The organism is Streptomyces sp. WMMC500 (assembly GCF_027497195.1).
Taxonomy (GTDB): Bacteria; Actinomycetota; Actinomycetes; order Streptomycetales; family Streptomycetaceae; genus Streptomyces.
The window spans coordinates 3,471,315-3,496,349 of sequence record NZ_CP114905.1 but is presented as its reverse complement, the minus strand read 5'-3'; the positions used below and the strand labels follow the sequence as shown (position 1 = coordinate 3,496,349).

The following is a 25,035-nucleotide window of genomic DNA, read 5'->3' as shown; positions in this document are numbered from 1 at the left end:
CTTTCACGCGGAGAAATTCAGCTCACTGTTCCCGGACCAGCGGAATGATCTGGTGAAGCAGCCCCGGGGTCACGGCAATGGTCTCGCCCGAGTCGATGTCATGTGCGCTCCCAGACGCGGAGACAACGCGCGCCCCGGCTTCGCGCGCGATCACGACCCCCGCCGAGGTGTCCCAGGGGTTGTTGGACAAGATGACGCACGCGTCGGTTCTCCCCTCCGCGACCCAGACCAGATCCAGCGCCGCGGTTCCCCACATACGGACCCGCTGCACGCGCCCCGCAAGCCGCCCGGTGAGCGCCAGCCGTTGCTCGTTGCGCACGAGCGCGTCGGCGCCCACGGCGTAGTCTCCCAGGGACACGATGGCTGCGCTCAGGTCACTTGTGCCGCTCGCGCGGATCCTTCTTGATCCGCAGTATGCGCCACCGCCTTCCCTCGCGTGGTACCGGGCGTCCATGAACGGCAGGTCGACGACACCGAGTACGCAGCGTTTACCGTCGAAGAGCCCCAGGGAGACACAGCAAAGCGGAATGCCGCGCACAAAATTTGCCGTACCGTCAACCGGATCCAGTGCCCACATCAACCGCCCTGCCTTCGGAGACTTCCCTTCCTCCTCGCCCAGGAAGGTGATGTCCGGAGTCATCCGGGCCAGATGGTCACGCACCGCCGCCTCTACGGCGAAGTCGACCTCGGACGCCATGTCCCGGTCACCCTTTGCGGTGATCTCCCCGGGGTCGCGGCTGACGATAATGGACTTGGCGAGTTCAACGGCGCCGTCGGCGATTTTGAGCAGATCCGCCAGGTCGGTCATAGGAGTGTCGCTCGTTCCCAGAGTGAGGTGAAGATCTGCTCGAACACATGGAAGAGTTCACCGTCGTGCGTCCTGCGCTCGACCAGAAAAGTCGGGGAATCTACACCGCGAGCTTGCGGAAGATAGGGCTGAATCACGCCGGTCGTGTCATCGATGAGGGTGATGTTGAACCTGAGAGTCTCGTCGGAGAGGCCGATCTCCACTCGGTTGCGCTTTTCCGTTTCCAGCAGAGATCGCACACGTTCCGTCGCGATTTTCAGGTTGATCCGGGTGAGACCAGCCAGGAATCCGGCAGCGTACCCTTCCTCGCGCTCGCGAACCTTCATCGCCTCGCTGTCCGGATCGAGGAAGAGCATTTGAAACCGAGTGCCGGACTCGATCAAGCGGCGCATTTGTGCGTCCGGGTAGTGCTGGGTGAGTAGATTGAGGGAGAGGCCGCTGGCGCGAACGAGGGAAGCTCTCTCGATCATTTCGTAGAGCGGCACCTCGGACAGGAGCTTCGGTCTGGACATGTAGACACCTGTCAGGTCAAGGTGTCGATGGTTGTCCGGGGTTCTTTCCTGGTAGGGCGCAAACAGCTCATCAACAGTCCAGCCGGGAAACATGGTCTCGAGAACCCTGCAGGAGTCGGTCCGGGGCTTCCCGCTCCGGAGGTCTCCCTTTAACCATCGGTAGAACTGGGCGTGTCCAGGGTGGCTTCCGGCAAGCCGCTTGTCAATCCCTTTCGCGATCTTCTCCCATTCCTGGCAGAAGCCCGCGTAGCTGAGGTGGCGCTGCTGGATCAGCGCCTTGATAGCCACCATTTCATCGCCCATAGGCCGCCTCACCCTGGCTGCTCAGGCCGCTCATGATACTCCGGATGAGACTCGGAAGATACATGAAGATACCGAAAGAGTGAAGGAGAGACGTAGGCGGTATCGAAATGCGAACAGGAGTAATGCCACTGTGCAGCCTGTCCACAACGGTCAACCGAGCACCAGTTCTGAGGCGATACCAGATGCGCACTACGGCGACCGATCAGGCGCCCATTCCTGACACGCACGTGATGACGTGGCAGTGGCGCCGGCATCCCAGGTGCGTGGGGCTGGCGCGTGCGCAGTTGCGTAAGGCGCTGGCCCGGTGGGGGATGGCCGGGATTGAGGAGTCGGCCGTGCTGGTCGTGTCGGAGTTGGTGACGAACGCCGTCGTGCATGCCCGTGTGCCGCCCGGGCGGGAGATCCTGACGCGTTTCGTGCGGCAGGACGGCGGGGTGCGTATCGAGGTGCACGACGCCTCGGGTGTGTGGCCGGTGCGGCGGGTGCCGGATGGGTCCGGCGGCTATGGGTTGGTCCTGGTCGAGACGCTGGCGTCCCGGTGGGGCGTGGCCGAGCGGGACGGGGTGGGCAAGGCGGTGTGGGCCGTGGTTGACGATCCGGGGGAGGGTGCGGAGTCGTGGGGCACACAGGTCGGGTGACGGTGGGCCGGGCCGGTTCGGGCGGGGATTCGGGGTCGGGCGGGGATACCGGGCCGGGCGGGCGGTTGTTCGTGGTGTCGGTCGGGTGCGGGGGTACGCCGCTCGGCGGACGCTGGTACGCGGTGTGGGCCGGTGGTGGACGGGGGCCGGAGTCGGGCGGGCCGGTGTTCGTGGGGTGGGCCGGTGGACGGGGGGTCCGTGTCGGGGTGGGTCGGTGTCGTGGGGTCTCCCCCCGGGCCACCCCGTACGTGAAGTGTGCGGGCCTGCGTCCGGTGTCAAGGGCGTTCCCTCCGCTTCGCTGCGGGAACGTCGCTTCGCGATGGGGCTGCGCCCCACCCTTGACACCGGACTCCGGCCCGTAAAAGACCGGCAGCTAAGGGTGGCCCGGGGGGAGCGGGCACCCTCGAACGGCGCCTACGAAGGAGAACCCGGCCACGGGCGCCGGACGCCCGGACCGGGCCCGCTCCCCTCCCGGAGGGCCCCGCCGAACGGGGTCCGGATTCCGGCTCCGGGCCCGCTCCGATCGCGGAGGTGCCCGGCAGGCGGGGGCCGGGGCCTTCGGCGCCGGGGCCGCTCCGATCGCCTCGGCGCCCCGGGGCCGGCCCAGACCGGACTTCCGCTCGCCGGACCACACCGCCCCGACCCCCTCGTCGGCGGCCCCCGGGGCCGGGTGCGTACGTGTCGATCGGCGAAAGTCGGGCCCGGTGGGCGTTTTGCCCCGGTTGGCGCGGGGTGTTACCGCGAGTTCGTATCGCTGGCGTCCACCGGGGCCGTCCAGGCGGCCGTCGGCACGCCTGAAGGCCGGCCGGGTGCGTATCGATCGGCGAAAGTCGGCCGAGGTGGGGGGTTTGTCCCGGTACGCGACGGGCGTTGCGGCGAGTTTGTCTCCGCGGCAGCCATGCGGAGGCCGTAGCCCGCGCGGCTCGCGGGCTCGATCACGCCGCGGGTGTCCCGAGTCGTCGGGAGAGGAACTCCTCCCATGACATCAGGGCCGGATGCACCCGCCGCAGCGCCGCGATGTCCGCCTGGAGCCGTCCTCCGCGCACCACTCGAACATGCGCTCTTCGATCGGCAAAGCCGTAAACCGCGTGGTGACCTCCTCCGGTGCTCCGACTCGCCCCCCCCGCGGTCGGAGCACCTGCACCGCCCGGCGCCGGGTCACACCCGGCCGCGGCACAGTTCCAGCAGCGTCATCGCGAGGGTCGTGCCCGGGCGGCCCAGGTGGTCGCGGTAGCGGGCGAGGATCTCCATCTCCCGGGACAGGTTCACCCGGCGGCCGCCGGAGGCGATGCGGGCCTGCTGGATGCCGGCCGAGACCGCCATCCGCTCCTCGACCAGCGCGATGATCCGGCCGTCGAGGTCGTCGATCCGCTCGCGGGCGCCGGTGATCTCCGTCGCCGCCTCGTCGGTGCGGGCGCCGGTCCGGTCGCCCGCGGTCCTGTCCCCTGCCTGGGTTGCGTTCATCTCGTCACTCCTGGGATACGGGCCCCGGAGCCGCTGCCCGGCGGCGACAACGCAGCGCGCCCCGGGCCTGCCGGCCCGGGGCGCCTGGGAAGTCGCTTGTCAGTCAGCTCAAGCGCACGACCATGGCAGCCGGACGGGCCGGTTGCCATAGGTAAAGAGGAAGCTCCGCGTGCGCATGGCGGCCAGTATTCACCGGGGTCCCGAGGTGGACAACGGCGGCCCACATGGTGAGACGCCACAGCCGATAGACTCGGTGGTATCTCCCCTCCCACCGCCGGAAGGCCGCAGCAGTGACCTCAGCGACCCCCGACACCGTTCTCGTCGTGGACTTCGGTGCCCAGTACGCCCAGCTCATCGCCCGCCGGGTGCGCGAGGCGCGGATCTACAGCGAGATCGTGCCGTCCACGATGCCGGTGCCGGAGATCCTGGCGAAGAACCCCAAGGCGATCATCCTCTCCGGCGGCCCCTCCTCGGTGTACGCGGCGGACGCCCCCGGCATCGACCCGGCGATCTTCACCGCCGGCGTGCCCGTCTTCGGCATGTGCTACGGCTTCCAGCTCATGGCCCAGGCCCTCGGCGGCACCGTGGACAACAACGGGCAGCGGGAGTACGGGCGTACGGAACTGAGCGTCTCCCGCCCCGACTCGACCCTCTTCGAGGGCACCCCCGAGCGGCAGGACGTCTGGATGTCCCACGGCGACGCCTGCTCCGCCGCCCCCGCGGGCTTCACGGTCACCGCGTCGACCGCGGGCGTGCCCGTCGCCGCCTTCGAGGACGACGAGCGGAAGCTCTACGGCGTGCAGCACCACCCCGAGGTCATGCACTCCACCCACGGCCAGCTCGTCCTGGAGCACTTCCTCTACCGCGGCGCCGGCCTCGCCCCCACGTGGACGACCGCCAACGTCGTGGAGGAGTCCGTCGCCGCCGTCCGCGCGCAGGTCGGCGACGCGCAGGCGATCTGCGCGCTGTCCGGCGGCGTGGACTCGGCGGTGGCGGCGGCGCTCGTCCAGCGGGCCATCGGGGACCGGCTCACCTGCGTGTACGTCGACCACGGGCTGATGCGCAAGGGCGAGTCTGAGCAGGTCGAGAAGGACTTCGTGGCCGCGACCGGGGTGCAGCTCAAGGTCGTCGACGCGGCGGAGCGGTTCCTCGCCGCGCTCGCCGGGGTGGCGGACCCCGAGCAGAAGCGGAAGATCATCGGCCGGGAGTTCATCCGGGTCTTCGAGCAGGCTCAGGCCGAGATCGTCGCCGCGGCGGGGACGTCCGGGGCGCCGGTGCGGTTCCTCGTCCAGGGCACGCTCTACCCGGACGTCGTGGAGTCCGGCGGCGGCACGGGCACCGCGAACATCAAGTCGCACCACAACGTCGGCGGGCTGCCGGAGGACCTGGACTTCGAGCTGGTCGAGCCGCTGCGGCGGCTGTTCAAGGACGAGGTCCGGATGGTCGGCAAGGAGCTGGGGCTGCCCGAGGCGATGGTGCAGCGCCAGCCGTTCCCCGGCCCGGGGCTCGGCATCCGCATCGTCGGCGAGGTCACGAAGGACCGGCTCGACCTGCTGCGCGAGGCCGACGCCATCGCCCGCGAGGAGCTGACCTCCGCCGGGCTCGACCGCGACATCTGGCAGTGCCCGGTGGTGCTCCTCGCCGACGTACGGTCGGTGGGCGTGCAGGGCGACGGGCGCACGTACGGGCACCCGGTGGTGCTCCGTCCGGTGTCGTCGGAGGACGCGATGACGGCGGACTGGTCGCGGCTCCCGTACGACGTGCTGGCGCGGATCTCGACGCGGATCACGAACGAGGTGCCGGAGGTCAACCGCGTGGTGCTCGACGTCACGTCGAAGCCGCCGGGGACGATCGAGTGGGAGTGAGCGGACCGGTGCCCCCGGCGGGTCGCCGGTAGGGCAGAATTCGCTCTCATCACATGTACGACTTGCGGTCAAGGGGGCACGAGGTGGCGGTGGAAGCGGGGGGCGACGACACGGGCGCGCCTGCGGCGGGCGCCGCGGGCGGCACCGAGTCCGGCGCCGCGGACCTCCGTGCCGGTACCGGGAGCGGATCGGCCGGCGGCCCGGCAGCGGAGGACGCCGCCGGCGGACCGGCGGACTCCGGCGGTACGCGGTCGGGCGCCGAGCGCGTACCGCGTACGCGGTCGGGCGCCGAGCGCGCTACGGCCGGCGGTCCGCGGTCCGGTGGCGCCGCCCCGGTGACGGTGGGCTCCGGCGTCCCGCACGGTTCCGGCGGAGCGCCGGCCGGGTCCGCCGGCACCACTGCCGCATCCCGTGCCACGACGGCCGGGTCCGGCGCCCCCGGGTCCGATCCCGCTCCCGCCCCCGACCCCGCCGCCGACTTCGCCCGGCGCCGTGACGGCTTCGCCGCCGGCGAAGGCGTGCCCGCCGGCGTCGCCCACTCGCCCGGCGCCTCCCGCCAGTGGGTCTCCGACGAGCTGACCCGCTCCGCCGACACCCTCGCCGCCCGCGGCGCCGCCGCGGACGGCACGTCGCCGGCGTCGCTGTGGCGGCGCACCCTGTACGTCATCGGCGCCGGCCTGCTCGCCCTCGTCCTCGTCGTCGGGCTCACCGCCCTCGGACCCGGCTGGACCCGGGCCCGTACCGCGGCGCTGCTCGCCGCCGTGCTCACCGCCGGCCTGCTGGCCGGCGCCGCGTGGCTGAACCGCGCCCGCGGCGGGCTCCTCGCGCCCGTCGTCGGCGAGGACGGCCGGCTGTCGACCGGCCGCGCGGTGGCCGGCGCCTGGACGCTGCTCGCCGGGTACGCCCTGCTGCACCTCGCCCTCACCCTGGCACTCGCCGACGACTCCGCCGCCCGCGACCGGCTCCTCGACGGACTCGGCTGGTCCGCGACGGGCGCCGGCACCGGCGGCGGCGCCGGGCTCGTCGTCACCGTCGCCGCCGCGTGGGCCGCCGCCCTCGGCGCGCGCGCCGTCGTCGCGTACCGGCTGCGCAGCGGCGGCCTGACCAAGACCCGCGCCGCCCGCCCCCGCGCCGCCGACCTGCTCACCGACGACGCCGGCCGCGCCGCCGCCGTCGACGTCCAGTACGTCGTCGTCTCCGCCGCCGCCCTGCTCTTCGCCCTGGTGCAGCTCGGCCGCCGGCCCGAGCAGTTGCCGGGGCTGCCGTGGGGTATCGCCGCGCTGGTCGCGGTGAGCGCGGCGGTGCATCTGACGGCCCGGCTCGTCGACGGCGGGCGCCCCGCCGTGCTGTCCGTCGTCCGGGTCCGCGAGCCCGGCGACCTGCACACCGCGATCCGCACCGGCGACGACATCGAGGTGCGCGGCACCGGCTTCGTGCCGCCGGGCGCCGAGTCGCCGGAGCTGCTGGCGCGCGTGGTCGTGCGGATCGGCGCCGTCCACGTGCACGTACCGCTGGTCCCCGTGCCCGGCGGCTTCGCCAACCCCGCCGCCACCCGGCTGACCGTCCCGGTGCCGGTGGACGTGGAGCCGGGGCGCACGGAGTTGCGGGTGGTCACGGCCGGTGGCGCGGAGTCCGCCCCGTACCTGCTGGACATCGTCGACTGAAGCGGGCGCGAACGACCCGATCCGGTTGAGCGTTCACGAACCGCTTTACGTATCCCCTCCCACACATGAAGTATCGGCGCCGGGGCGATCACCGGCACGGTCCACGGCAGGAGAGGCGGACAACACATGGCACAGGACCAAGCGTCCGGCACCGGCGTCCTCGGCAGAGTGCCCCAGGGGGATCCGCCCGGCGGGCTCCGGGCCGTGGCCGCCCGGTTCGCGCTGCTGCCGCTGCGGATCTTCCTCGGCATCACGTTCGTCTACGCCGGCTTCGACAAGCTCACCGACGACGCCTTCCTCGACTCCAGCGGGCCCGGCTCGCTGCACGACACCCTGGACACCCTGCCCGACGTGGCCATCCCGGCCCTGGTGGACCTGGCGCAGCAGGCGCCGACGGGGTTCGGGATCGCCATCTCGCTCGGTGAGATCGCGGTGGGGCTCGGCACGCTCGCGGGGCTGTGGGCCCGGCTGGCGGCGCTCGGCGGGGCGCTGCTCTCGATGACGCTGTGGTTCACGATGAGCTGGTCCGCGGATCCGTACTACTACGGCCAGGACCTGCCGTACATGATGGCGTGGACGCCGCTGATCCTGGCCGGCGCGCCGTACTGGTCGCTGGACTCGGTGCTCGCCGTCCGCCGCCGCCGCAAGGGCCAGCAACTCTTCGCGTAGGGCGTCGGACCGCCTGCCGCGGCTACGGCCGTCTGCCGGACCCGCCACCGCCGGAGCCGTCCGCGTCCGGGCCGTCCGGACCGTTCGGGTCGCCCCGGCCGTCCGGGTTCCGGGCGCCGAAGCGCGCGTCGTACGTCCCGCGCAGCTCGTCCATCGGCAGCGCACCCAGGTCCGCGTCCGCACGCGCGTCCGCGCCGCCGCCCCCGGCCGCGCCCCCGTCCGCCCCCCGCGCCCGCGCCGTCGCACGGGCCTCCCGCGCCCGCCGGCGCGCGCGGCGGCGGCCGTAGCCGACGGCGGCGACGAGCGCCGCCAGCCCGAGCCCCGGCAGCACCACGGCCAGCGGCACCCAGTCCGGCTGCCGCAGCGCGTCCCCCGCGTCGAGCAGGCCGAGGGCCGCGCCGCAGAGCAGCACCAGCCCGGCGACCAGCTTCGCGGGCTCGAACTTATGACGCCGCACGCTGGACCTCCAACTGCCCGATCGAGACCGTCAGGTCCAGCACCAGCGTCCCCCCGGGCTCCCCGGGCCCGCCGGCCGTGGGCTCCAGCACCTCCGTGCGCACCTGCCGCGGGGACACGTCGATGTCGTCGTCGCCGGGATCCTCGCTGCGGGTGGTGGGCGGCAGTTGCATGTCGCCGATCTCGACCTCGGAGCGCAGCTCCACGCGTACGTCGTCGGGGACCTGCACCGTCAACTGCCCCAGCCCCACCTGGGCCGCGGTCTCGACCCGCTCGTCCTTGCCGAGGTCGAGCCGGGTGAGGTCGAGCCGGGCCTCGCCGCTGCCCAGCTCGTACCGGTCGCGTACGTCCGTGACCGCGGCCGGGCGCCAGTCCCGCTCGCCCCAGTCGGCGGTGACGGTGTCCGGTAGCCACAGCGCACCGGCCAGCAGGACCGTCGTCAGCAGCGCCCAGAAGGCGGTGCCGCCGCCGGTGCGGCCGATCCAGGCGCTGAGCAGGAAGCCCACGCCGAAGACGGCGAGCGCGCTGCCGAGGCCGTAGGCCAGCGTGGTGCCCAGCGGGTCCGCGCCCCAGGTGGCCCTGATGACGACGGTGCAGGTCGCGGCGGCGGCCACGAATATCCAGCCGCCGATACGGGACGCTTCGTGCTCGTCCCGGCCGGCGCCGGACGGCGCCTTCCGGGCCCGGCCGCCGGCGCTCGGCGGGGCGCCCGCGGGGACGGCCTCCGGGCCTTCGCCGTCGTCGGGACCCCAGAGGTAGGGCGGGAAGTCGCCGTCCTTGGTGAGCGGGTCGCGCCACCAGGACGGGGAGTACGGCACGGGCGGCGGCGCGGTCTCCGGCGGGGCGTCGGCCACGGCGTGGGCGGTGGCGTCGTCCACGGGGACGCCGTCGGCGGCCAGCTCCTCGGCCGCGCGGCGGTGGTGCGACCAGTACGCGGCGCCGCCGAGGCAGAGGATCAGCAGTGCGGCGAAGAAGTGGGTGTCCGTGGAGTTCAGCACGGACAGGAACAGGCCGCAGCCGACGATGGCGAACAGCAGCGCCGTCAGCGCCGAGCCCTCGACCCGGCCGGACAGCAGCCGGCGGCCCTCGCTCTCGTCCTCGCCGTCCAGCGGCATCAGCAGCCAGGCGAAGCCGTACGCGACGAGGCCGAGGCCGCCGGTGGCGGTGAGGACGCCGAGGACGATGCGGAAGATGACGGGGTCCATGCCGCAGAACTGGCCGAGGCCGCCGCAGACGCCGCCGACGACCTTGTAGCGGCGGCTGCGCCGCAGCCGCGGCTTGGCGGGCACGGGATCGGCTGCCGGGCCGGACGCCGGGCCGGAGGCGCCGTCGGGTGCGGCGCCCGGCGCCGCGTCCCGCGTACCCGCGTCCGCGCCCGGATCCGTATCCCGGTCCCGGTCCGGGGCCGCGCCCCGGCCCGCGCCGGGGCTCGTGTCCGTCATGGGTCCATGGTGGCGGACGCCACCGCGGCGCGGGAGGCGGGACTACCCCGAGCCCACCCTGAAATCCTCCGGGGCCCGATGGGGGGCCAACCCTGATGCCAGAGCCGCACCACCCGTGTGACGATGCATGGCATGACCGCAGCCACCGCCGCGCCCGCCCCCGAGGGCACCGCCCCGCCTGGCGGCCCGTACGAGCGGCCGGTGCGGCGGCTGTACCGCAGCGCCGACGGGCGCTGGCTCGGCGGCGTCGCGCGCGGGCTCGCCGGGCACCTGGGGCTGCCGGTCTCGTGGGTGCGGATCGTCTTCCTCGGCCTGCTCCTGGCCAACGGCCTGGGCGTGCTGCTGTACGCGGTCTTCTGGTTCTTCGTCCCGCTCGGCCAGGGCGGCAGGGCGGAGAAACCGCTCGCGGAGGTCGACGCCGACGGGCGCAAGCGGCTCCGCAAGCCCGACAGGGGGCAACTGCTCGCCCTCCTCGCGCTGCTCGTCGGCGCCGGCATCTTCGCGGGCAGCCTCGACCTGGGCCGCTCCAACGCGTTCGTGTGGCCGCTGCTGCTCATCGGCGCCGGGGTGGCGCTGGTGTGGCGGCAGGCGGACAACGCGCGGCGGGCGAAGTGGGCGGAGGTCACGCGGCGCAAGAAGTTCCTGCCGCTCGTGCGCGGCGCCGCCGGGGTGCTGCTGGTCGGGGCCGGGGTCAGCGCGATCTTCGTCATGCAGGGCTCGACGCGGCACATCGGCGCCGTCGTGCAGGCGTCGCTCGCGGTGCTGGTGGGCGTGGCGCTGCTGGCGGGGCCCTGGCTCGTACGGATGGTGCAGGACCTGTCCGAGGAGCGGCTGATGCGCATCCGGGCGCAGGAGCGCGCCGAGGTCGCCGCCCACGTACACGACTCCGTGCTGCACACGCTCACGCTCATCCAGCGCAACGCCGACAATGCCGGCGAGGTGCGCAAGCTGGCCCGCGCGCAGGAGCGCGAGCTGCGCACGTGGCTGTACAAGCCGCAGGGGACCGGCAAGGACGAGGAGGACGGGGCGGAGCCCGGGACGCTCGCCGAGGGGGTGCGCAGGACGGCGGCGGAGGTGGAGGACCATCACGGGGTGCCGGTGGAGGTGGTGTGCGTCGGGGACTGCCCGCTGGACGACAAGCTGGGCGCGCAGTTGCAGGCGGCGCGGGAGGCGATGGTCAACGCGGCCAAGTACGGTGGCGAGGCGGGGCCGGTGCAGGTCTTCGCGGAGGTCGAGGGGCGGCAGGTCTTCATCTCGGTGAAGGACCGCGGTCCCGGCTTCGACCCCGACGCGGTCCCGGCCGACAGAATGGGCGTACGCGAGTCCATCATCGGCAGGATGGAGCGCAACGGCGGCACCGCCCGGCTGCGCACGCCGGCGGGCGGGGGCACCGAGGTCGAGCTGGAGATGGAGCGCGCCGAGTGAGTGCGCGTACGCGGGCGCGGTGGGGCGCAGTGAGGAGCGGACGATGACGGACGACGCAGCGGGCGGTACGCCTCCGGCAGGGACACCCCCGGCGGGGACGCCTTCGGCAGGGACGCCTTCGGCGGGGACGCCGGCGGCCGGGGCTCCGGCGGGCGGTGCGGGCCGGGGGGAGGGCCGTCGGGTACGGGTCGTGCTCGTCGACGACCACCGCATGTTCCGCGCCGGGGTGCAGGCGGAGATCGGGGTGACGGACGAGACCGGCGTCGAGGTCGTCGGCGAGGCGGCGGACGTGGAGCAGGCCGTGACGGTCATCACCGCCACCCGCCCCGAGGTCGTGCTGCTCGACGTGCACCTGCCGGGCGGCGGCGGCGTCGAGGTGCTGCGCCGCTGCTCGGGGCTGATGGGGGAGTCGCCGAGCGGCGAGGCGCCGGTGCGCTTCCTGGCGCTGTCGGTGTCGGACGCGGCCGAGGACGTCATCGGCGTCATCCGCGGCGGCGCGCGCGGGTACGTGACGAAGACCATCACCGGCTCCGACCTGGTCGCCGCGATCTTCCAGGTGTCGGAGGGAGACGCGGTCTTCTCGCCGCGGCTCGCCGGCTTCGTCCTCGACGCCTTCGCGTCGACGGACGCGCCGCCGGTCGACGAGGACCTGGACCGGCTGACGCAGCGGGAGCGGGAGGTGCTGCGGCTGATCGCGCGGGGGTACGCGTACAAGGAAGTGGCCAAGCAGCTCTACATCTCCGTCAAGACCGTCGAGTCGCACGTCTCGGCGGTGCTGCGCAAGCTCCAGTTGTCGAACCGCCACGAGCTGACGCGCTGGGCGACGGCCCGCCGGCTGGTCTGACGGCCCGCCGGGGACGGATCCGGCGGGTCAGCGGATCCGGCGGGTCAGCGGATCCGGCGGGTCAGGCGGGGCGTACCGCCGTCACGAACGGCATCGCGTCCACCGGCGCGTAGCGCACGGTCGCGCCCGGGCGGGGCGCGTGGATGATCTGCCCGCCGCCCGCGTAGATGCCGACGTGGCTGAGGCCGGAGTAGTAGAAGACCAGGTCCCCGGGCGCCAGCGCGGAGCGCGGGACGGTGGTGCCCGCCGCGGCCTGGGTGTAGGTCGTCCGGGGCAGGGAGACGCCCGCGGCGCCCCAGGCGGCCTGCGTGAGGCCCGAGCAGTCGAAGGCGGCGGGGCCGACGGCGCCCCAGACGTACGGGCTGCCGACCGCGCCCCGGGCGTACGCCACGGCGCGCGCGGCGCGGGCGTTCGGCGCCTGCACCGCCCCACGCGCGGCGTCGCGCGCCGCCCGGTCGCCCGCGACCCCCGTACCGCCGTGGCCGTCGCCGCCGAGGACGGCGTCTCGCTGCTCCGCGGTGAGGGTGTCGAGCAGTCGGCGGGCCTCCGCGAGCTTCGCCTCGATGGCGCTCTTGTGCCGCTTCAGCTCCGCCCGCGCGTCCTTCAGTTCCGCCAGCCGGTCGCCCGCCTCCGCGCGCACCTGCTCCACCTCCCTTAACTGCCGGCCGACCCCCGCCAGGGCGCCGGCCTGCCGGTGGCCGACCCGTTCGAGCAGCGCGGCCCGGCGCAGGTACTCCTCCGGCTCGGCGGAGAGGGCGAGCTGCACCGTGGGGTCGGCGGTGCCGTTGCGGTACTGCGCGGTGGCGAAGGAGCCGAGGGCGTTGCGCGCGTCGTTGAGCCGCGCGGTCTTGCGGGCCGCCTCGTCCCGGAGGTCGTCCAGGGCCCGTTCGGTACGTTCCGCCTTCTCCGCCACGCCGTTGTACTCCTCGACGGCCTGTTCGGCCTCGTGATGCAGCCGGTCGACCTTCGCCCTGACCTCCGCCGGGGTCGGCCGCGGGTCCGCCTGGGCGAAGCCGCCGAGGGCGGTGGCGGTGGCGGCGCCGACGAGCGCGAGCGCGCCGGCGGCACGGGCCGTGACCTTACTGTGGGACGCCACGCGGGCGTTCACCCCTTTCTTGCGGCGGTCGTACGCCTTCATGCGCTGCTCCGGCAGTGTTCCTACGGTCCGACGGCGGTCCGACGGCGGTCCTACGCGGTCCGGCGACGGCCCGCACGGGGGAGCGGTCCGCCGCCGGTACTCGGCGAGTGGCCGGCTGCCGCGCCGGTGACGCGGGCTGCGGTGAGAGCCGACCACCTGAGGCGAGACGCTAAGCCGAGGGCGCGGTGCGGGAGGAGCGGATGAAAGAGACTTACCGGCACGTGCCCGGCGGTGGCGGATTATGATCGCCCGAACACGTCTAACTGAGCTGCGGGTTAGTGTCCGTGACCGACGTTCCGGAAGTGGTCACCCCCATGGTCGCGAGCTGTTACGAACCGCTACGCTCGCGTCTCATGGACGTAGTCATCAATCTCTTCGTCGCCTCGCACATCATCGGCGTCGCCGCGCTGCTCGGCGGGTGGATAACCCAGGTCAAGGCGCTGAGAACGGGCGAGGTGCGGATCGTGCCCTCCATGGTGCACGGCGCCCTGGTCATGCTGGTCACCGGGTTCCTGCTCGCCGGCCTCAACAATGCGGACGACGTGGAACTCAACCACGCGAAGCTCAGCGTCAAGACCGGGGTCCTGATAGCGATCCTCGTGATGGTCTTCCTCAAGCGGTCCGAGGAGCGCGTCCCCAAGGGGTACTTCGCCGCGATCGGAGTCATGACCATGACCAACGTCGTCATCGCCACCACCTGGACCTGAGACCCGCCTCTTCCTGCCCGGATCCTCCGACCCCGCTACGCACGCCCCTTCAGGCCGGGCGCACGCCGCTGTGGAACGGCATGTAGTCGATCGACTCGTACTTCACGTCGTCGCCCGGCTTGGAAGCGTGGATCATCTGTCCGTTGCCCACGTAGATCCCGACGTGGCTGACGTCGTCGTAGAAGAAGACCAGGTCGCCCGGCTGCAGATCCGCCTTGGCCACCTGCGTGCCCGCGTTGACCTGGTCGTAGGTCGTACGCGGCAGTGAGATGCCGGCCTCCCGCCAGGCCGCCTGGGTCAGGCCGGAGCAGTCGAACGAGTCCGGGCCGGTGGCCCCCCACACGTACGGCTTGCCCAACTGGGCCTCGGCGAAGGCCAGGACCGTGTCCGCCTTCGTGGCGCCGGTGTCCGGCGGCGGCTCCTCTTCCTCCTGCTCCTCTTCTTCCTGCTGCTCCTGCTCGCGCTGCTGCTGCTCGCGGCGCTCCTGCTCGGCCTGCCGCTGCCGCTCCAACTCCGCCTGGCGCGCGGCCTCCTCGGCCTTGCGCCGCGCCTCCTCCTCGCGCTTGCGCTCCAGCTCGGCGAGGCGCCGCTTCTCCTCCTCGGTGAGCCGGTCCAGCACCTGGCGCGCGTCGGACAGCTTCGTCTGGACCTCCTTCTTGGAGGTCCGGAGCTGCTCCTGCGACTCGGTGAGACCGCGCAGGCTGTCCTGCGCCTCCGCGCGCTTCTTGTTGGCCTTGGCCTGGCGCACCTGGAACTGGTCGACCGCGGCCTGCTCGCGGTTCGTCAGCCGCTCCATGAGGTGCGCCTGGTCGAAGTAGGTCTGCGGGTCGGGCGCGAGCATGAACGTCGCGGTGGGCGTCACGCCGCCGGTGCGGTACTGGGCGGCGGCGAAGCGGCCCAGCTCGCGCCGCGACTCGTTGAGCCGCGCGGTCTCCTTGGCCACCTCGTCGAGCTGCTGCTCGACGCGGGTGCGCTGCTGCGCGGTGCGCTCCTTGGCGCCGTTGTAGCGCTCGGTGGCCCGCTCCGCCTCGTGGTAGAGGTGGTCGACTTCCTTCTGCACGTCCTCGATCGACCGCTCGGCCGGGGTCGCGCCGGCTTCCTGGGAGAGGAGTGTCGCTGACGCCAGCGCCGCGGAGCCGACGCTGACGGCGGTACGGCGGCCGGCCGGCGACTCGAGAATCCGGGTCCGCGGCTTTCGGTGGGAAGCCAAGGCAGGCCACTCCTTCCGTCCGGGCAGTGCGTGAACGGTAGCCACTCGGTGGGACTGCTGTGAAGTCTGATGTTCGATATGCCCGAAACCATTTCGTGATCTGGGGCACTGTTCCGCCGGGGTTCCCACCAGGTTCCGCCCGAGTTCCGGCGAATCCGGACATCCCGCCGGGGCGGCGGCGGGGGACTGCCGATGCGGCGGCGGGGGCGGAAAGCGGGCTACGGGAGTGGGTTGTCGGTGCCGCGCCCTAGACTCTGTGGACGATGAGCAGCCTCTTCGACGACAGCCATCTCGCCTTCGCCGCGAGCACCCCCGAGCCGTACTACCGCGATGGCGCGCCCCGCCCCGTCACGGACCCGGAAGCGCTGCTCACCGGGCTGAACGAGCAGCAGCGCGCCGCCGTGGAGCACACCGGCTCGCCCCTGCTGATCGTCGCCGGCGCCGGCTCCGGCAAGACCCGCGTGCTGACCCACCGGATCGCCTACCTGCTCGCCAGGCGCCGGGCCCACCCCGGCCAGATCCTCGCCATCACGTTCACGAACAAGGCGGCGGGGGAGATGAAGGAGCGCGTCGAGGAACTCGTCGGCGCGCGGGCGAACGCCATGTGGGTCTCCACCTTCCACAGCGCCTGCGTGCGCATCCTGCGCCGCGAGTCGAAGAAGCTGGGCTTCACGTCCTCGTTCTCGATCTACGACGCCGCGGACTCGCGCCGGCTCATGGCCCTGGTCTGCCGGGACCTGGACCTCGACCCGAAGCGCTATCCGCCGAAGGCGTTCAGCGCGAAGGTCTCCAGCCTGAAGAACGAGCTGATCGACGAGGAGAGCTGGGCCGCCCAGGCCGTCGACGGCTACGAGAAGACGCTCGCCGAGGCGTACGGGCTCTACCAGTCGCGGCTGCGCGAGGCCAACGCGCTGGACTTCGACGACCTGATCATGACGACCGTGAACCTGCTGCAGGCGTTCCCGGACGTCGCCGAGCACTACCGCCGCCGGTTCCGGCACGTGCTGGTCGACGAGTACCAGGACACGAACCGCGCGCAGTACATGCTGGTCCGCGAGCTGGTCGGCCCGCCGGCCGAGGCCGGGGCGGCGGAGGCGGAGGCGGAGCCGGGTGACGGCGGCGCGGAGCGTGCGGCGGCCCCCGACGGCCCCGCCGAGCTGTGCGTCGTCGGCGACGCCGACCAGTCCATCTACGCCTTCCGCGGCGCCACCATCCGCAACATCCTGCAGTTCGAAGAGGACTACCCCGAGGCGCGCACGATCCTGCTGGAGCAGAACTACCGCTCCACGCAGACGATCCTCAACGCCGCCAACGCCGTCATCGAGCGCAACGCCTCCCGCCGTCCCAAGAACCTGTGGACCGAAGCCGGCGCCGGCGCCCGCATCGTCGGCTACGTCGCCGACACCGAGCACGACGAGGCGCAGTTCGTCGCCGACGAGATCGACCGGCTCTCGGACGCGGGCGACGCGCGCGCCGGCGACGTCGCCGTCTTCTACCGGACGAACGCGCAGTCCCGTGTCTTCGAGGAGGTCTTCATCCGCGTCGGCCTGCCGTACAAGGTCGTCGGCGGCGTCCGCTTCTACGAGCGCCGGGAGGTCCGCGACGTCCTCGCGTACCTGCGCGTGCTCGCCAACCCCGAGGACGCCGTACCGCTGCGCCGCATCATGAACGTGCCCAAGCGCGGCATCGGCGACCGCGCCGAGGCGATGATCGAGGCGCTCGCGCAGCGCGAGCGGATCTCCTTCCCGCAGGCGCTGGTGCGCGTGGACGAGGCGTACGGGATGGCGTCCCGCTCGGTCAACGCCGTCAAGCGGTTCAACACGCTGATGGAGGAGCTGCGCACGGTCGTGGAGTCCGGCGCCGGGCCGGCCACGGTGCTGGAGGCGGTGCTGGAGCAGACCGGCTATCTCGCCGAGTTGCAGGCGTCGACCGACCCGCAGGACGAGACCCGTATCGAGAACCTCCAGGAGCTGGCCGCCGTGGCCCTGGAGTTCGAGCAGGACCGCGGCGAGGAGGGCCCGGGGACGCTGGCCGACTTCCTGGAGCGCGTCGCGCTGGTCGCCGACAGCGACGAGATCCCGGAGGAGGAGACGGACGGCTCCGGCGTCATCACACTGATGACGCTGCACACCGCCAAGGGCCTGGAGTTCCCGGTGGTGTTCCTCACCGGCATGGAGGACGGCGTCTTCCCGCACATGCGGGCCCTCGGCGACGTCAAGGAGCTGGAGGAGGAGCGCCGGCTGGCGTACGTGGGCATCACGCGCGCGCAGGAGCGGCTGTATCTGGCGCGCTCGGTGATGCGCAGCTCGTGGGGCCAGCCGTCGTACAACCCGCCGTCGCGCTTCCTGGACGAGATCCCGCCGGCGTATCTGGAGTGGCGGCGCACCGGCGCCTCGGCCACACGGGGCGGCGGGGGGGGACGGTCGCCGATGGAGTCCGCGGCGGCGGCGCTGGCGTCGTCCACGTCGTCCGCGGCCCGTACGCGCCAGGGCCCTTCGGGCTTCGCCACCGGGCGGGCGACGGAGCGGCCGGTGATCGCGCTGTCGGTGGGGGACCGGGTGACGCACGACCAGTTCGGGATGGGGACGGTCGTGGAGGTGTCCGGCTCGGGGGCGAACGCGCAGGCGACGATCGACTTCGGCGACGGCGGGCGGACGAAGAAGCTGCTCCTGCGGTACGCGCCGGTGGAAAAGCTGTAGACCGGGTTCGTGGCGCGGGGGGCCGGGCTGCGGCCTGCGGCCTACTGCGGGTCGAGGCCCTTCTCCTGCAGCCACGCGAGCGGGTCGATGGCACCGCCGCCGTAGGGGTGCACCTCGAAGTGCAGGTGCGGCCCCGTGGAGTTGCCGGAGTTGCCCGAGTAGGCGACGACGTCGCCGGCCTGGACGGGGCCGGTGGTGATGGCGTAGCTGTCGAGGTGGGCGTACCACGTCTCGGTGCCGTCGGCGGCGGTGAGGACGAGCATGTTCCCGTACGAGTAGTCGTAGCGGGTGGTGACCGTGCCGTCGGTGGCGGCCATGACCTCGCTGCCGTACGAGACGGGGAAGTCGATGCCGGTGTGCACCGACATCCAGTTGACGCCGGCCTGGCCGTAGTACGCGCTGAGCCCGGGACTGGCCACCGGGACCGCGAACTTCGGGCGCAGCGCCTCCTTGCGCGCGGCCTCCGCCGCCTCCCGCTTCCGCTCGGCCTCCTGCTTCTCCTTGAGGTCGATGCGCTCCTGGGTGCGGCTGGCGCGGTCGGCGAAGTCGTCGGCGTCCTCGGTGACGCCGCGAAGCTGCGTGTCGAGCGCGGCGTTGGCCTTCGACGCCTTGGCGGTGCCCCCGTCCGGGGCCGCCTGCGTCGTCTTGCCGTCGTCCTCGGCGCCGCCGGATCCGCTGGTGGAGACGCTCGCGGCGGCGACGCCGGCCACGCCGACGACGGCGATGGACGGGACGGCCACGGTGAGCAGCGCGGAGCGCTTGGGACAGCGGCGGCGGCCGGTGCGTACGGCACGGCCCACGGGCACGCCGACGGGCTTGCGCGCGGCGCGGGGGGCGGGGTCGGGCGTCCGGGGGGTCTCGGGCGCGTCGGGGGTGCCGGGGTGGTCGTGCCCGGCGAGCCCGTCCGGCGCGTCGATGCCGTTGACGCCATCGATGCCGTCGTGCTCCGCCAGGGCGGCGAAGTCCCAGGCGGCGGTCGCGTCGGCGTCGGCGTGCCCGCCGTGCGCGGCGGCCGGGGCGTAGGCCGCGTGCTCGTCGTACGCGGCGGTGGCAGTGGCGGTGGTGTCGGTGAACGCCTCGGGGTACGCGGTGGCTTCGGCGTACGCCATGGCCTCCGGGTACCCCGCCGCGTCCGTGGCCGCCTCCGCGTACGACGCGGTGACGTAGTGGCCCGTGTCCCAGCCGGCGGCCGAGTCGTACAGCGCGCCGGGGTGCTGCGGGGTCTCGTACTGCGCGGAGTCGTACGTGCCGTCGTACTGCGCGGTCTCGTGCTGGGTGGTCTCGTGCTGGGCGGTCTCGTGCTGCGTGCCCGTGTCCCAGCCGGACCACTCGCCGGTGGTGCCCCACTGCGGGGCCGGCGCGCTCGCCGAGGGATAGCCGTAGCCGTAGTCGTAGTCGTCGGCCGGGCCCGCCTGCCGCGGGATGCCGCCGACCGGGACGCCGGCGGCCGGGGTGCTCGCGGCGCCTTCGGACCAGAGCGGCGAGACATCGTAGCCGCCGGAGGCGTCGGGGCCGGCGTACGGATCGGCGGTGCCGTAGAGGCCGTTCGCGCCGTACGCGCCGAAGTCGACGGACTGCGTGCCGGTGTCCCACGAGGGGGCGAGGTCGGGCGTCAGGTAGCCGCCGGCCTCGTAGCCCGCGGTGGCGTACGCGCCCGTTTGGCTCGCGTCGTAGCCGTCGTAGGTCTGGTCGTAGCTCTGATAGCCGTGATGGAGAGGCTCTTCACCGGAACCGCCGCCCTGGCCGGAGGTGTCGTAGCCGTACCCGTAGCCGTCGAGGCTTCCGAAGGCGGAGGCGTCGTCAGCAGGAGAGGCCGGGGTGGGGAAGCCCGGCGGGGGACGGTCGTTCACCACTTCTCTTTCGCCTCGGGAGCAGGAGACTGCCGCGACTGTACCGGGCGTCCCACGCCTCGACAATCTTTCCTTGGTTTCACCGGGGCGCGTTCGGGGCACTTGCCCGATTTTTCGAGTACCCGAGAGTAAGACCGGGGCCATGCCTGTCCGATTTGCCGGTGGCCGCCCGTGTGATTTCCCCCTCCCAGGATGTTGCGTTCAGCCAAGGTGCGCGATGCTGGGGATAACGTTCGTTCACACCCTCGAAGGACTCAACGGACGCGCGGCAGGGCGCGATGGAGGCAGCGATGAGTGGCACCGGTCCGATCCGCGTGGTGGTGGCCAAGCCGGGACTCGACGGCCACGACCGCGGGGCCAAGGTCATCGCGCGGGCGCTGCGCGACGCCGGTATGGAGGTCATCTACACGGGCCTGCACCAGACGCCGGAGCAGATCGTCGACACCGCGATCCAGGAGGACGCCGAGGCGATCGGCCTGTCCATCCTCTCCGGGGCGCACATGACGCTCTTCGGGAAGGTCGTGGAGCTGCTGCGGGAGCAGGACGCGCTGGACATCAAGCTGTTCGGCGGCGGGATCATCCCGGAGGACGACATCCCGCAGTTGAAGGGGCTGGGTGTCGCGGAGATCTTCACCCCGGGCGCGGCGACGACCGAGGTGGTGGAGTGGGTGCGGACGAACGTCCGGGAGCCGGCGGGCGCGTGAGGGCGTACGCCTGACTCCCTCCCCGAACCCGGCGGCGGCCCGCGGCACAGACCCGGGCGGCCCGGCGGGTACGGCTCCTTACTCCTGCCGCCCCCTCAGGGCCGCAGGGCGGCGGGCGTGGTCAGCTCGTCGCGCATCGCGGCGCGTATCCGCAGCGTGGCCACCAGCCGCTGGAACGCCTCCGACCAGTACCCGGCGGCGCCGGGCGAACTCTCCTCCGCCTCCTCGTGCATCGCGGCGAGCGGTTCGAGGCGGACGGCGTACGAGGGGTCGAGGCAACGCTCCGCGAGGCCCATCACGCCGCTGAAGCTCCACGGATAACTGCCGCCGTCCCGCGCGATCTCCAGGGCGTCGACCACGGCCCGGCCCAGTTCCTCCGGCCACGGCACGGCGCAGGCGCCGAGGAGGCGGAACGCCTCGGACAGCCCGTGCGCGGAGATGAACTCCGCGACCCACGCGGCCCGTTCCCCCTCGGGCAGCGCGGTGAGCAGCCGCGCGGGGTCCCGCCCGGGTATGTGCTCGCCGCTGCCGGGGGCGGACGACGGGCCGGCCGGGCCGGCGGTGAAGGCGGGCGGCTCGTTCGGGGACGAGGCCGGGGCGGCGCCGAGGAGGGCGCGGGCCCAGGCCGAGTCGTGCTGCCGGGCGGCGGCGCGGCTCCAGGCGGCGAGCAGGTCGGACCGCCAGCCGTCGGCGACGGGCAGCGCGACGATCTCCTCCGGCGTCCGGCCGTCGAAGACCGCCTGCCATAGGGCGAGCGGCGCCGCGGCGACCAACTGCCCGAACCACCACGACCGTTCGCCCATGCCCGCCGGCGGCGTGGCCACCACCCCGTCCCGCTGCATGGCGGCGTCGCACTCGTACGGCGCCTCCACCGCGATCACCGGTGGCTCCTCGCTGCGGTCGAGCACCACCAGCGACCGCACCCGCGCGGCCATCCGCCCCGCCAGCGCGGAGCCGGGGAGCCCGGCGAGGAGTTCGGCCGCCGCGGCCCGTACCCCGCGGCTGCGGTCGGCCAGGGCGTCTTCCAGGAACGGCTCGTCGGCGAGGGACAGCCCCGTGCGCAGCAGCTCCACGAACGCGAGCCGGTCCTCTGCCTTCTCGGCGGACCACGTCGAGACCAGCAGCTCGACGGCGCCCGCGGGATCGGCGCGGCGCACCTCGGCGAAGAGCGCGCCGCGCACCTGGCCTGTCCCCGGCCCGCCGGTCCGGGGCCCCTCCTCCCACAGGGCGCGGACGGCGTCCGCGTCGCGCGGGTCCGGCAGCGCGGGCCCGGCCGCGCCGTCGCGCAGCAGCGGCGCCCACTGCGGCGCGCGCTCGGCGAGCCACAGCCCGCGCGGCCCGGCGAGGGCCAGCGCGTGGGGCCGCAGGTCGATACGGGCCCGGGCGGCGTCGAGCAGCGCGGGCAGCAACTCGGGCGGCGCCTGGTAGCCGCACTCGACGGCCTGCCGCAGCCACTCCGGAATCAGCTCGGCGAGGTCGGGGGCGGGCCCGCGCCTGCTGCCGCCGCCGGTGCCGGAGCGGTCCGCGAGCAGCGCGGCGAGCCGCCGCCGGGCGGCGGCGGGCAGCCGGGGCCGCGGATCGTGCCCGGCGGGCTCGGGCAGCCGCCGCGCCGGGCCGGGCACGATCCCGGCCCGCCGCCGCACGGTGGCCGCGGCGGCGGCGTCGAGCAGCGCCCCCTCGTCGACTCCCCGCCGCCCGGCCCCCACCACCGCCGCGGCCACCAGGTCCCCCCAGCCGCCGGCGGCGTCCGCCGCGAAGCCCCGCACCTCAACCGTCATACGGCCCCCTCCTCACCCGTCACCCCGGCGCCGCCGGCCACGCTCGTGTGCGTGGTCAGTGCCATGTGCCCCCGCCCTTCGGCGCCGCGATCGGCGCCCCCGCCATGGCCGCGGCGGCGCCCGTCAGCGGGACGGCCGCGCCCGCGGACCACGTCGTCAGCGGGCGGAAGCCCGCGTGGCCGAACTCGCCGAAGACCGTGACCGGGCCGCCCCCCGACACCGCGAGGAGCTGCCACACGCCCGGACCGCGCCCCGCGGCCGGGTGGAGCGGCAGCGCGCGGTCGCCCGCCCGCTCGGCCAACTGCCAGCCCTCGTCACCCTCTTCCGGCACGGGGACCACGTCCGTGAGGACCGCCGGTATCCCCTCCAGCCACGGGTCCGCCGCCAGCGCCGCCCCGTACGCCGCGACCACCTCCGCGACCCCGGCCCCCGGCGGCACGGCCCGCTCGCCCCCCGGCGGGGTCCGCGGGCCCGCGTGGACCGCGCCCAGCGCCGCGCGCAGCGGGTGGGCGCCCGGGTAATACGCCAGCTCCGCGTCCAGCGCCAGCCCCGTCGGCAGCGACTGCTCCGGCGCCCGGCCCGCCGCCCCGTACGCCAGCAGGAGCGCCATCCGCTGCGAACGGGCGCCGTGCAGCCAGATGCGGCGCGTGACCAACTTGCCGTCGTCGGCGTCCTCCTGGGCCAGCACCAGCCAGTCGTCGCGCAGCGTGCCGCCGCGCAGCAGCCCCGCGGCGTCGACCGTGAGGCCCACCCGCGTGCGGACGGTGGCCGCCAGCGGCTCGGGCAGCTCGTCCAGCCGCAGAAAGCCCTGGTCCAGCAGGTGTATCAGGCTGCACTCGGCGAGCAGCCGCGCCGGCCACCCGGGTCCCGAGGCCGGCAGCACCCCCAACTCGCGCACCCGCGCCGCCAGCCCGGGCGCCTGCGCGTCGACCATCCGCGCCGCCGTCTCCTCCCACACCGCACCCCGCGGCGCCGTCGCCAGCCCGTCGCGCAGCAGGTCCGTCAGCCGCTGCTCCAACTCCGCGGCGCCCGCGGCGATCCGCTGCCGCCGCTGCTCCGCACGGCGCCGGGCCTCGGCCGCCGCCGCCGGATCCGGGGCCCGCTCCGCCGCCGGCTCCCCGGCGGCCTTCCGCTCCGCCTTCTCCCGGCGGCTCGCCAGCCACTCGGCGGCCCACTCCGGAACCCCCTCGCCGGCCCCCTTCTCCCGGGACGCCTCCCGCGGCGACTCGGGAACGTCGCCTCCCGCCCAGCGCAGCAGCAGCCCCAGCGCGTGCTTGCACGGGAACTTCCGGCTCGGGCAACTGCACTTGTACGCCGGACCCTGCAGATCCACCACCGTCTGATACGGCCTGCTCCCGCTGCCGCGGCACAGCCCCCACACCGCGTCGCCCGCGGCCCCCGACTCCGCCCACGGCCCGGCCGCGGCGAGCTTGCCGCCCGCCGCGCGTGACGAGGCGTCAGGCGCCAGCCCCCACACCTGGTCCACGGTCCACCGCTCGCTCTGCCCCTCCATGCCCACGACGCTACGGGCCGCCACTGACAACGGCTCCGACCTGCGATATCCACAGGCTCGGGGACGGTGTCAGTGCCGTGCGGCAAGGTGGGTTCCGCAGTCACCGCGGCGACAGCGGGCGGCGGCTGCGACCGAGTCGGCGAGGAGGGGACGATGACGACCACGACAGGGGCAGGCGCGGCCATCGGGGACGGCGGCGAGGCGGGGCCGTCCGCGGAGTCCGCGGCCGGGGAGTCCGCGGCCGGGGACACCGCGCTGCGGCCGCACGCCGAGGACGCCTTCGCGCATGAACTGGCGGCCCTCGCCGCCGCGGACGAGCGTCCCCGGCCGCCGCGCTGGCGGCTGTCGCCGTGGGCGGTGTCCACGTATCTGCTGGGCGGCACGCTCCCGGACGGCACGGTCGTCACGCCGAAGTACGTCGGCCCGCGCCGGATCGTGGAGGTCGCGGTCGCGACGCTGGCGACGGACCGGGCGCTGCTGCTCCTCGGCGTCCCCGGCACCGCGAAGACCTGGGTCTCGGAGCACCTGGCCGCCGCCGTCAGCGGCGATTCCACGCTGCTGGTGCAGGGGACGGCGGGCACGCCGGAGGAGGCGATCCGCTACGGGTGGAACTACGCGCAGTTGCTCGCGGCAGGACCCAGCCGGGAGGCGCTGGTGCCCAGCCCGGTGATGCGGGCGATGGCGGAGGGCATGACGGCGCGGGTCGAGGAGCTGACCCGTATCCCGGCCGACGTGCAGGACTCGCTCATCACGATCCTGTCGGAGAAGACCCTGCCGATCGCCGAACTCGGCGAAGAGGTCCAGGCGGTCCGGGGGTTCAACGTCATCGCGACGGCCAACGACCGCGACCGCGGGATCAACGAGCTGTCGAGTGCCCTGCGCCGCCGCTTCAACACGGTGGTGCTGCCGCTGCCCGCGTCCGCCGAGGACGAGGTCGGCATCGTCACGCAGCGCGTCGCGCAGATCGGCGCCTCGCTCCGGCTCCCGCCGGTGCCGGAGGCGGTCGACGAGATCCGCCGGGTCGTCACGGTCTTCCGCGAGCTGCGCGACGGGGAGACGGCCGACGGCCGGACGAAGGTGAAGTCCCCGTCCGGGACGCTGTCGACGGCGGAGGCGATATCCGTGGTCACCGGCGGCCTGGCGCTGGCGGCGCACTTCGGCGACGGGGTGCTGCGCGCGAGCGACGTGGCGGCGGGCATCCAGAGCGCGGTGGTCCGCGATCCGGCGGCCGACGGCGTGGTGTGGCAGGAGTATCTGGAGACCGTCGTGCGCGAGCGCGACGGCTGGAAGGACCTCTACCGCGCGTGCCGCGAGATCACGGCGTGACCGGCCCCGGGCCGGCGGGG

The 25,035-nt window shown here is 73.8% G+C and carries 20 protein-coding genes; 10 read left to right on the top strand and 10 right to left on the bottom strand.

Translation table 11 applies throughout. From position 1 onward, the window contains the following. Window positions 1-22: 22 nt before the first annotated feature. Both O7599_RS14585 and O7599_RS14580 read right to left on the bottom strand, forming a co-directional pair. Window positions 23-808 (bottom strand): inositol monophosphatase family protein, encoded by a 786-nt coding sequence (locus O7599_RS14585; protein ID WP_281622590.1) that lies wholly within the window; start codon window positions 806-808, stop codon window positions 23-25. Beyond that, window positions 805-1,623: a DUF5919 domain-containing protein gene (locus tag O7599_RS14580; RefSeq protein ID WP_281622589.1), complete on the bottom strand. Its 819-nt coding sequence runs from the start codon at window positions 1,621-1,623 to the stop codon at window positions 805-807. Before O7599_RS14580 ends, O7599_RS14585 begins: the two co-directional genes overlap by 4 nt. A 182-nt stretch (window positions 1,624-1,805) precedes the next feature. On the opposite strand from O7599_RS14580, the gene O7599_RS14575 reads away from it, so the two are divergent. Then, a complete protein-coding gene (locus O7599_RS14575) occupies window positions 1,806-2,261 on the top strand; it encodes an ATP-binding protein (RefSeq protein ID WP_281622588.1) in 456 nt (151 codons plus the stop codon). A 1,158-nt stretch (window positions 2,262-3,419) separates the two neighbouring features. Here O7599_RS14575 and O7599_RS14570 read toward each other — a convergent pair. Further along, on the bottom strand, window positions 3,420-3,725 hold the full coding sequence (locus O7599_RS14570; protein ID WP_281622587.1) for a chorismate mutase: 306 nt from the start codon (window positions 3,723-3,725) through the stop codon (window positions 3,420-3,422). Window positions 3,726-4,015: 290 nt separating this feature from the next. Here O7599_RS14570 and guaA point away from each other — a divergent pair, with 290 nt between their 5' ends. The 3 genes from guaA to O7599_RS14555 all read left to right on the top strand — a co-directional run bounded on the left by guaA (window position 4,016) and on the right by O7599_RS14555 (window position 7,923). Beyond that, entirely contained in the window at window positions 4,016-5,590 is a 1,575-nt protein-coding gene (gene guaA, locus O7599_RS14565) for a glutamine-hydrolyzing GMP synthase (protein WP_281622586.1), read from the top strand. Between the two features lie 341 nt (window positions 5,591-5,931). Next, the gene (locus tag O7599_RS14560) at window positions 5,932-7,254 is read left to right on the top strand and encodes a hypothetical protein (protein WP_348652627.1); all 1,323 of its coding nucleotides are present in this window, start codon (window positions 5,932-5,934) and stop codon (window positions 7,252-7,254) included. A 126-nt stretch (window positions 7,255-7,380) separates the two neighbouring features. Further along, the gene (locus O7599_RS14555) at window positions 7,381-7,923 is read left to right on the top strand and encodes a DoxX family protein (protein WP_281622584.1); all 543 of its coding nucleotides are present in this window, start codon (window positions 7,381-7,383) and stop codon (window positions 7,921-7,923) included. Between the two features lie 22 nt (window positions 7,924-7,945). Here the strand turns inward: O7599_RS14555 and O7599_RS14550 are convergent, their stop codons facing one another. Continuing rightward, entirely contained in the window at window positions 7,946-8,380 is a 435-nt protein-coding gene (locus O7599_RS14550; RefSeq protein ID WP_281622583.1) for a hypothetical protein, read from the bottom strand. Then, window positions 8,367-9,821 carry a PspC domain-containing protein gene (locus tag O7599_RS14545; protein ID WP_281622582.1) on the bottom strand — a complete coding sequence of 485 codons (1,455 nt, stop codon included), beginning with the start codon at window positions 9,819-9,821 and terminating at the stop codon, window positions 8,367-8,369. Before O7599_RS14545 ends, O7599_RS14550 begins: the two co-directional genes overlap by 14 nt. A gap of 132 nt (window positions 9,822-9,953) precedes the next feature. Here O7599_RS14545 and O7599_RS14540 point away from each other — a divergent pair, with 132 nt between their 5' ends. Both O7599_RS14540 and O7599_RS14535 read left to right on the top strand, forming a co-directional pair. Continuing rightward, window positions 9,954-11,246 (top strand): ATP-binding protein, encoded by a 1,293-nt coding sequence (locus tag O7599_RS14540; RefSeq protein WP_281622581.1) that lies wholly within the window; start codon window positions 9,954-9,956, stop codon window positions 11,244-11,246. Between the two features lie 43 nt (window positions 11,247-11,289). Continuing rightward, the gene (locus O7599_RS14535) at window positions 11,290-12,090 is read left to right on the top strand and encodes a response regulator transcription factor (protein WP_281622580.1); all 801 of its coding nucleotides are present in this window, start codon (window positions 11,290-11,292) and stop codon (window positions 12,088-12,090) included. Window positions 12,091-12,151: 61 nt separating this feature from the next. Here the strand turns inward: O7599_RS14535 and O7599_RS14530 are convergent, their stop codons facing one another. Continuing rightward, window positions 12,152-13,198 carry a C40 family peptidase gene (locus O7599_RS14530; protein WP_281623388.1) on the bottom strand — a complete coding sequence of 349 codons (1,047 nt, stop codon included), beginning with the start codon at window positions 13,196-13,198 and terminating at the stop codon, window positions 12,152-12,154. 383 nt (window positions 13,199-13,581) lie between these two features. Between O7599_RS14530 and O7599_RS14525 the strand changes: the two genes are divergently transcribed. Further along, window positions 13,582-13,935 (top strand): hypothetical protein, encoded by a 354-nt coding sequence (locus tag O7599_RS14525; RefSeq protein WP_281622579.1) that lies wholly within the window; start codon window positions 13,582-13,584, stop codon window positions 13,933-13,935. A 49-nt stretch (window positions 13,936-13,984) separates the two neighbouring features. Here O7599_RS14525 and O7599_RS14520 read toward each other — a convergent pair whose 3' ends face one another. Next, complete coding sequence (locus tag O7599_RS14520) at window positions 13,985-15,145, bottom strand: NlpC/P60 family protein (RefSeq protein WP_281622578.1); 1,161 nt, start codon at window positions 15,143-15,145, stop codon at window positions 13,985-13,987. A 263-nt stretch (window positions 15,146-15,408) separates the two neighbouring features. Here O7599_RS14520 and pcrA point away from each other — a divergent pair, with 263 nt between their 5' ends. After that, entirely contained in the window at window positions 15,409-17,844 is a 2,436-nt protein-coding gene (gene pcrA / locus O7599_RS14515; RefSeq protein WP_281622577.1) for a DNA helicase PcrA, read from the top strand. Between the two features lie 41 nt (window positions 17,845-17,885). Here the strand turns inward: pcrA and O7599_RS14510 are convergent, their stop codons facing one another. After that, window positions 17,886-19,694: a peptidoglycan DD-metalloendopeptidase family protein gene (locus O7599_RS14510; RefSeq protein WP_281622576.1), complete on the bottom strand. Its 1,809-nt coding sequence runs from the start codon at window positions 19,692-19,694 to the stop codon at window positions 17,886-17,888. Window positions 19,695-19,984: 290 nt separating this feature from the next. Here O7599_RS14510 and O7599_RS14505 point away from each other — a divergent pair, with 290 nt between their 5' ends. Then, window positions 19,985-20,398 (top strand): cobalamin B12-binding domain-containing protein, encoded by a 414-nt coding sequence (locus tag O7599_RS14505; RefSeq protein ID WP_281622575.1) that lies wholly within the window; start codon window positions 19,985-19,987, stop codon window positions 20,396-20,398. Between the two features lie 95 nt (window positions 20,399-20,493). On the opposite strand, the gene O7599_RS14500 is transcribed toward O7599_RS14505, so the two are convergent. Beyond that, entirely contained in the window at window positions 20,494-22,176 is a 1,683-nt protein-coding gene (locus O7599_RS14500) for a DUF5691 domain-containing protein (RefSeq protein WP_281622574.1), read from the bottom strand. Between the two features lie 55 nt (window positions 22,177-22,231). Next, window positions 22,232-23,695 carry an SWIM zinc finger family protein gene (locus O7599_RS14495; protein WP_281623387.1) on the bottom strand — a complete coding sequence of 488 codons (1,464 nt, stop codon included), beginning with the start codon at window positions 23,693-23,695 and terminating at the stop codon, window positions 22,232-22,234. A gap of 147 nt (window positions 23,696-23,842) precedes the next feature. Between O7599_RS14495 and O7599_RS14490 the strand changes: the two genes are divergently transcribed. Continuing rightward, window positions 23,843-25,015, top strand: coding sequence for an AAA family ATPase (locus O7599_RS14490; protein WP_281622573.1), 1,173 nt, complete (start codon window positions 23,843-23,845; stop codon window positions 25,013-25,015). The last annotated feature ends 20 nt before the right edge of the window (window positions 25,016-25,035 follow it).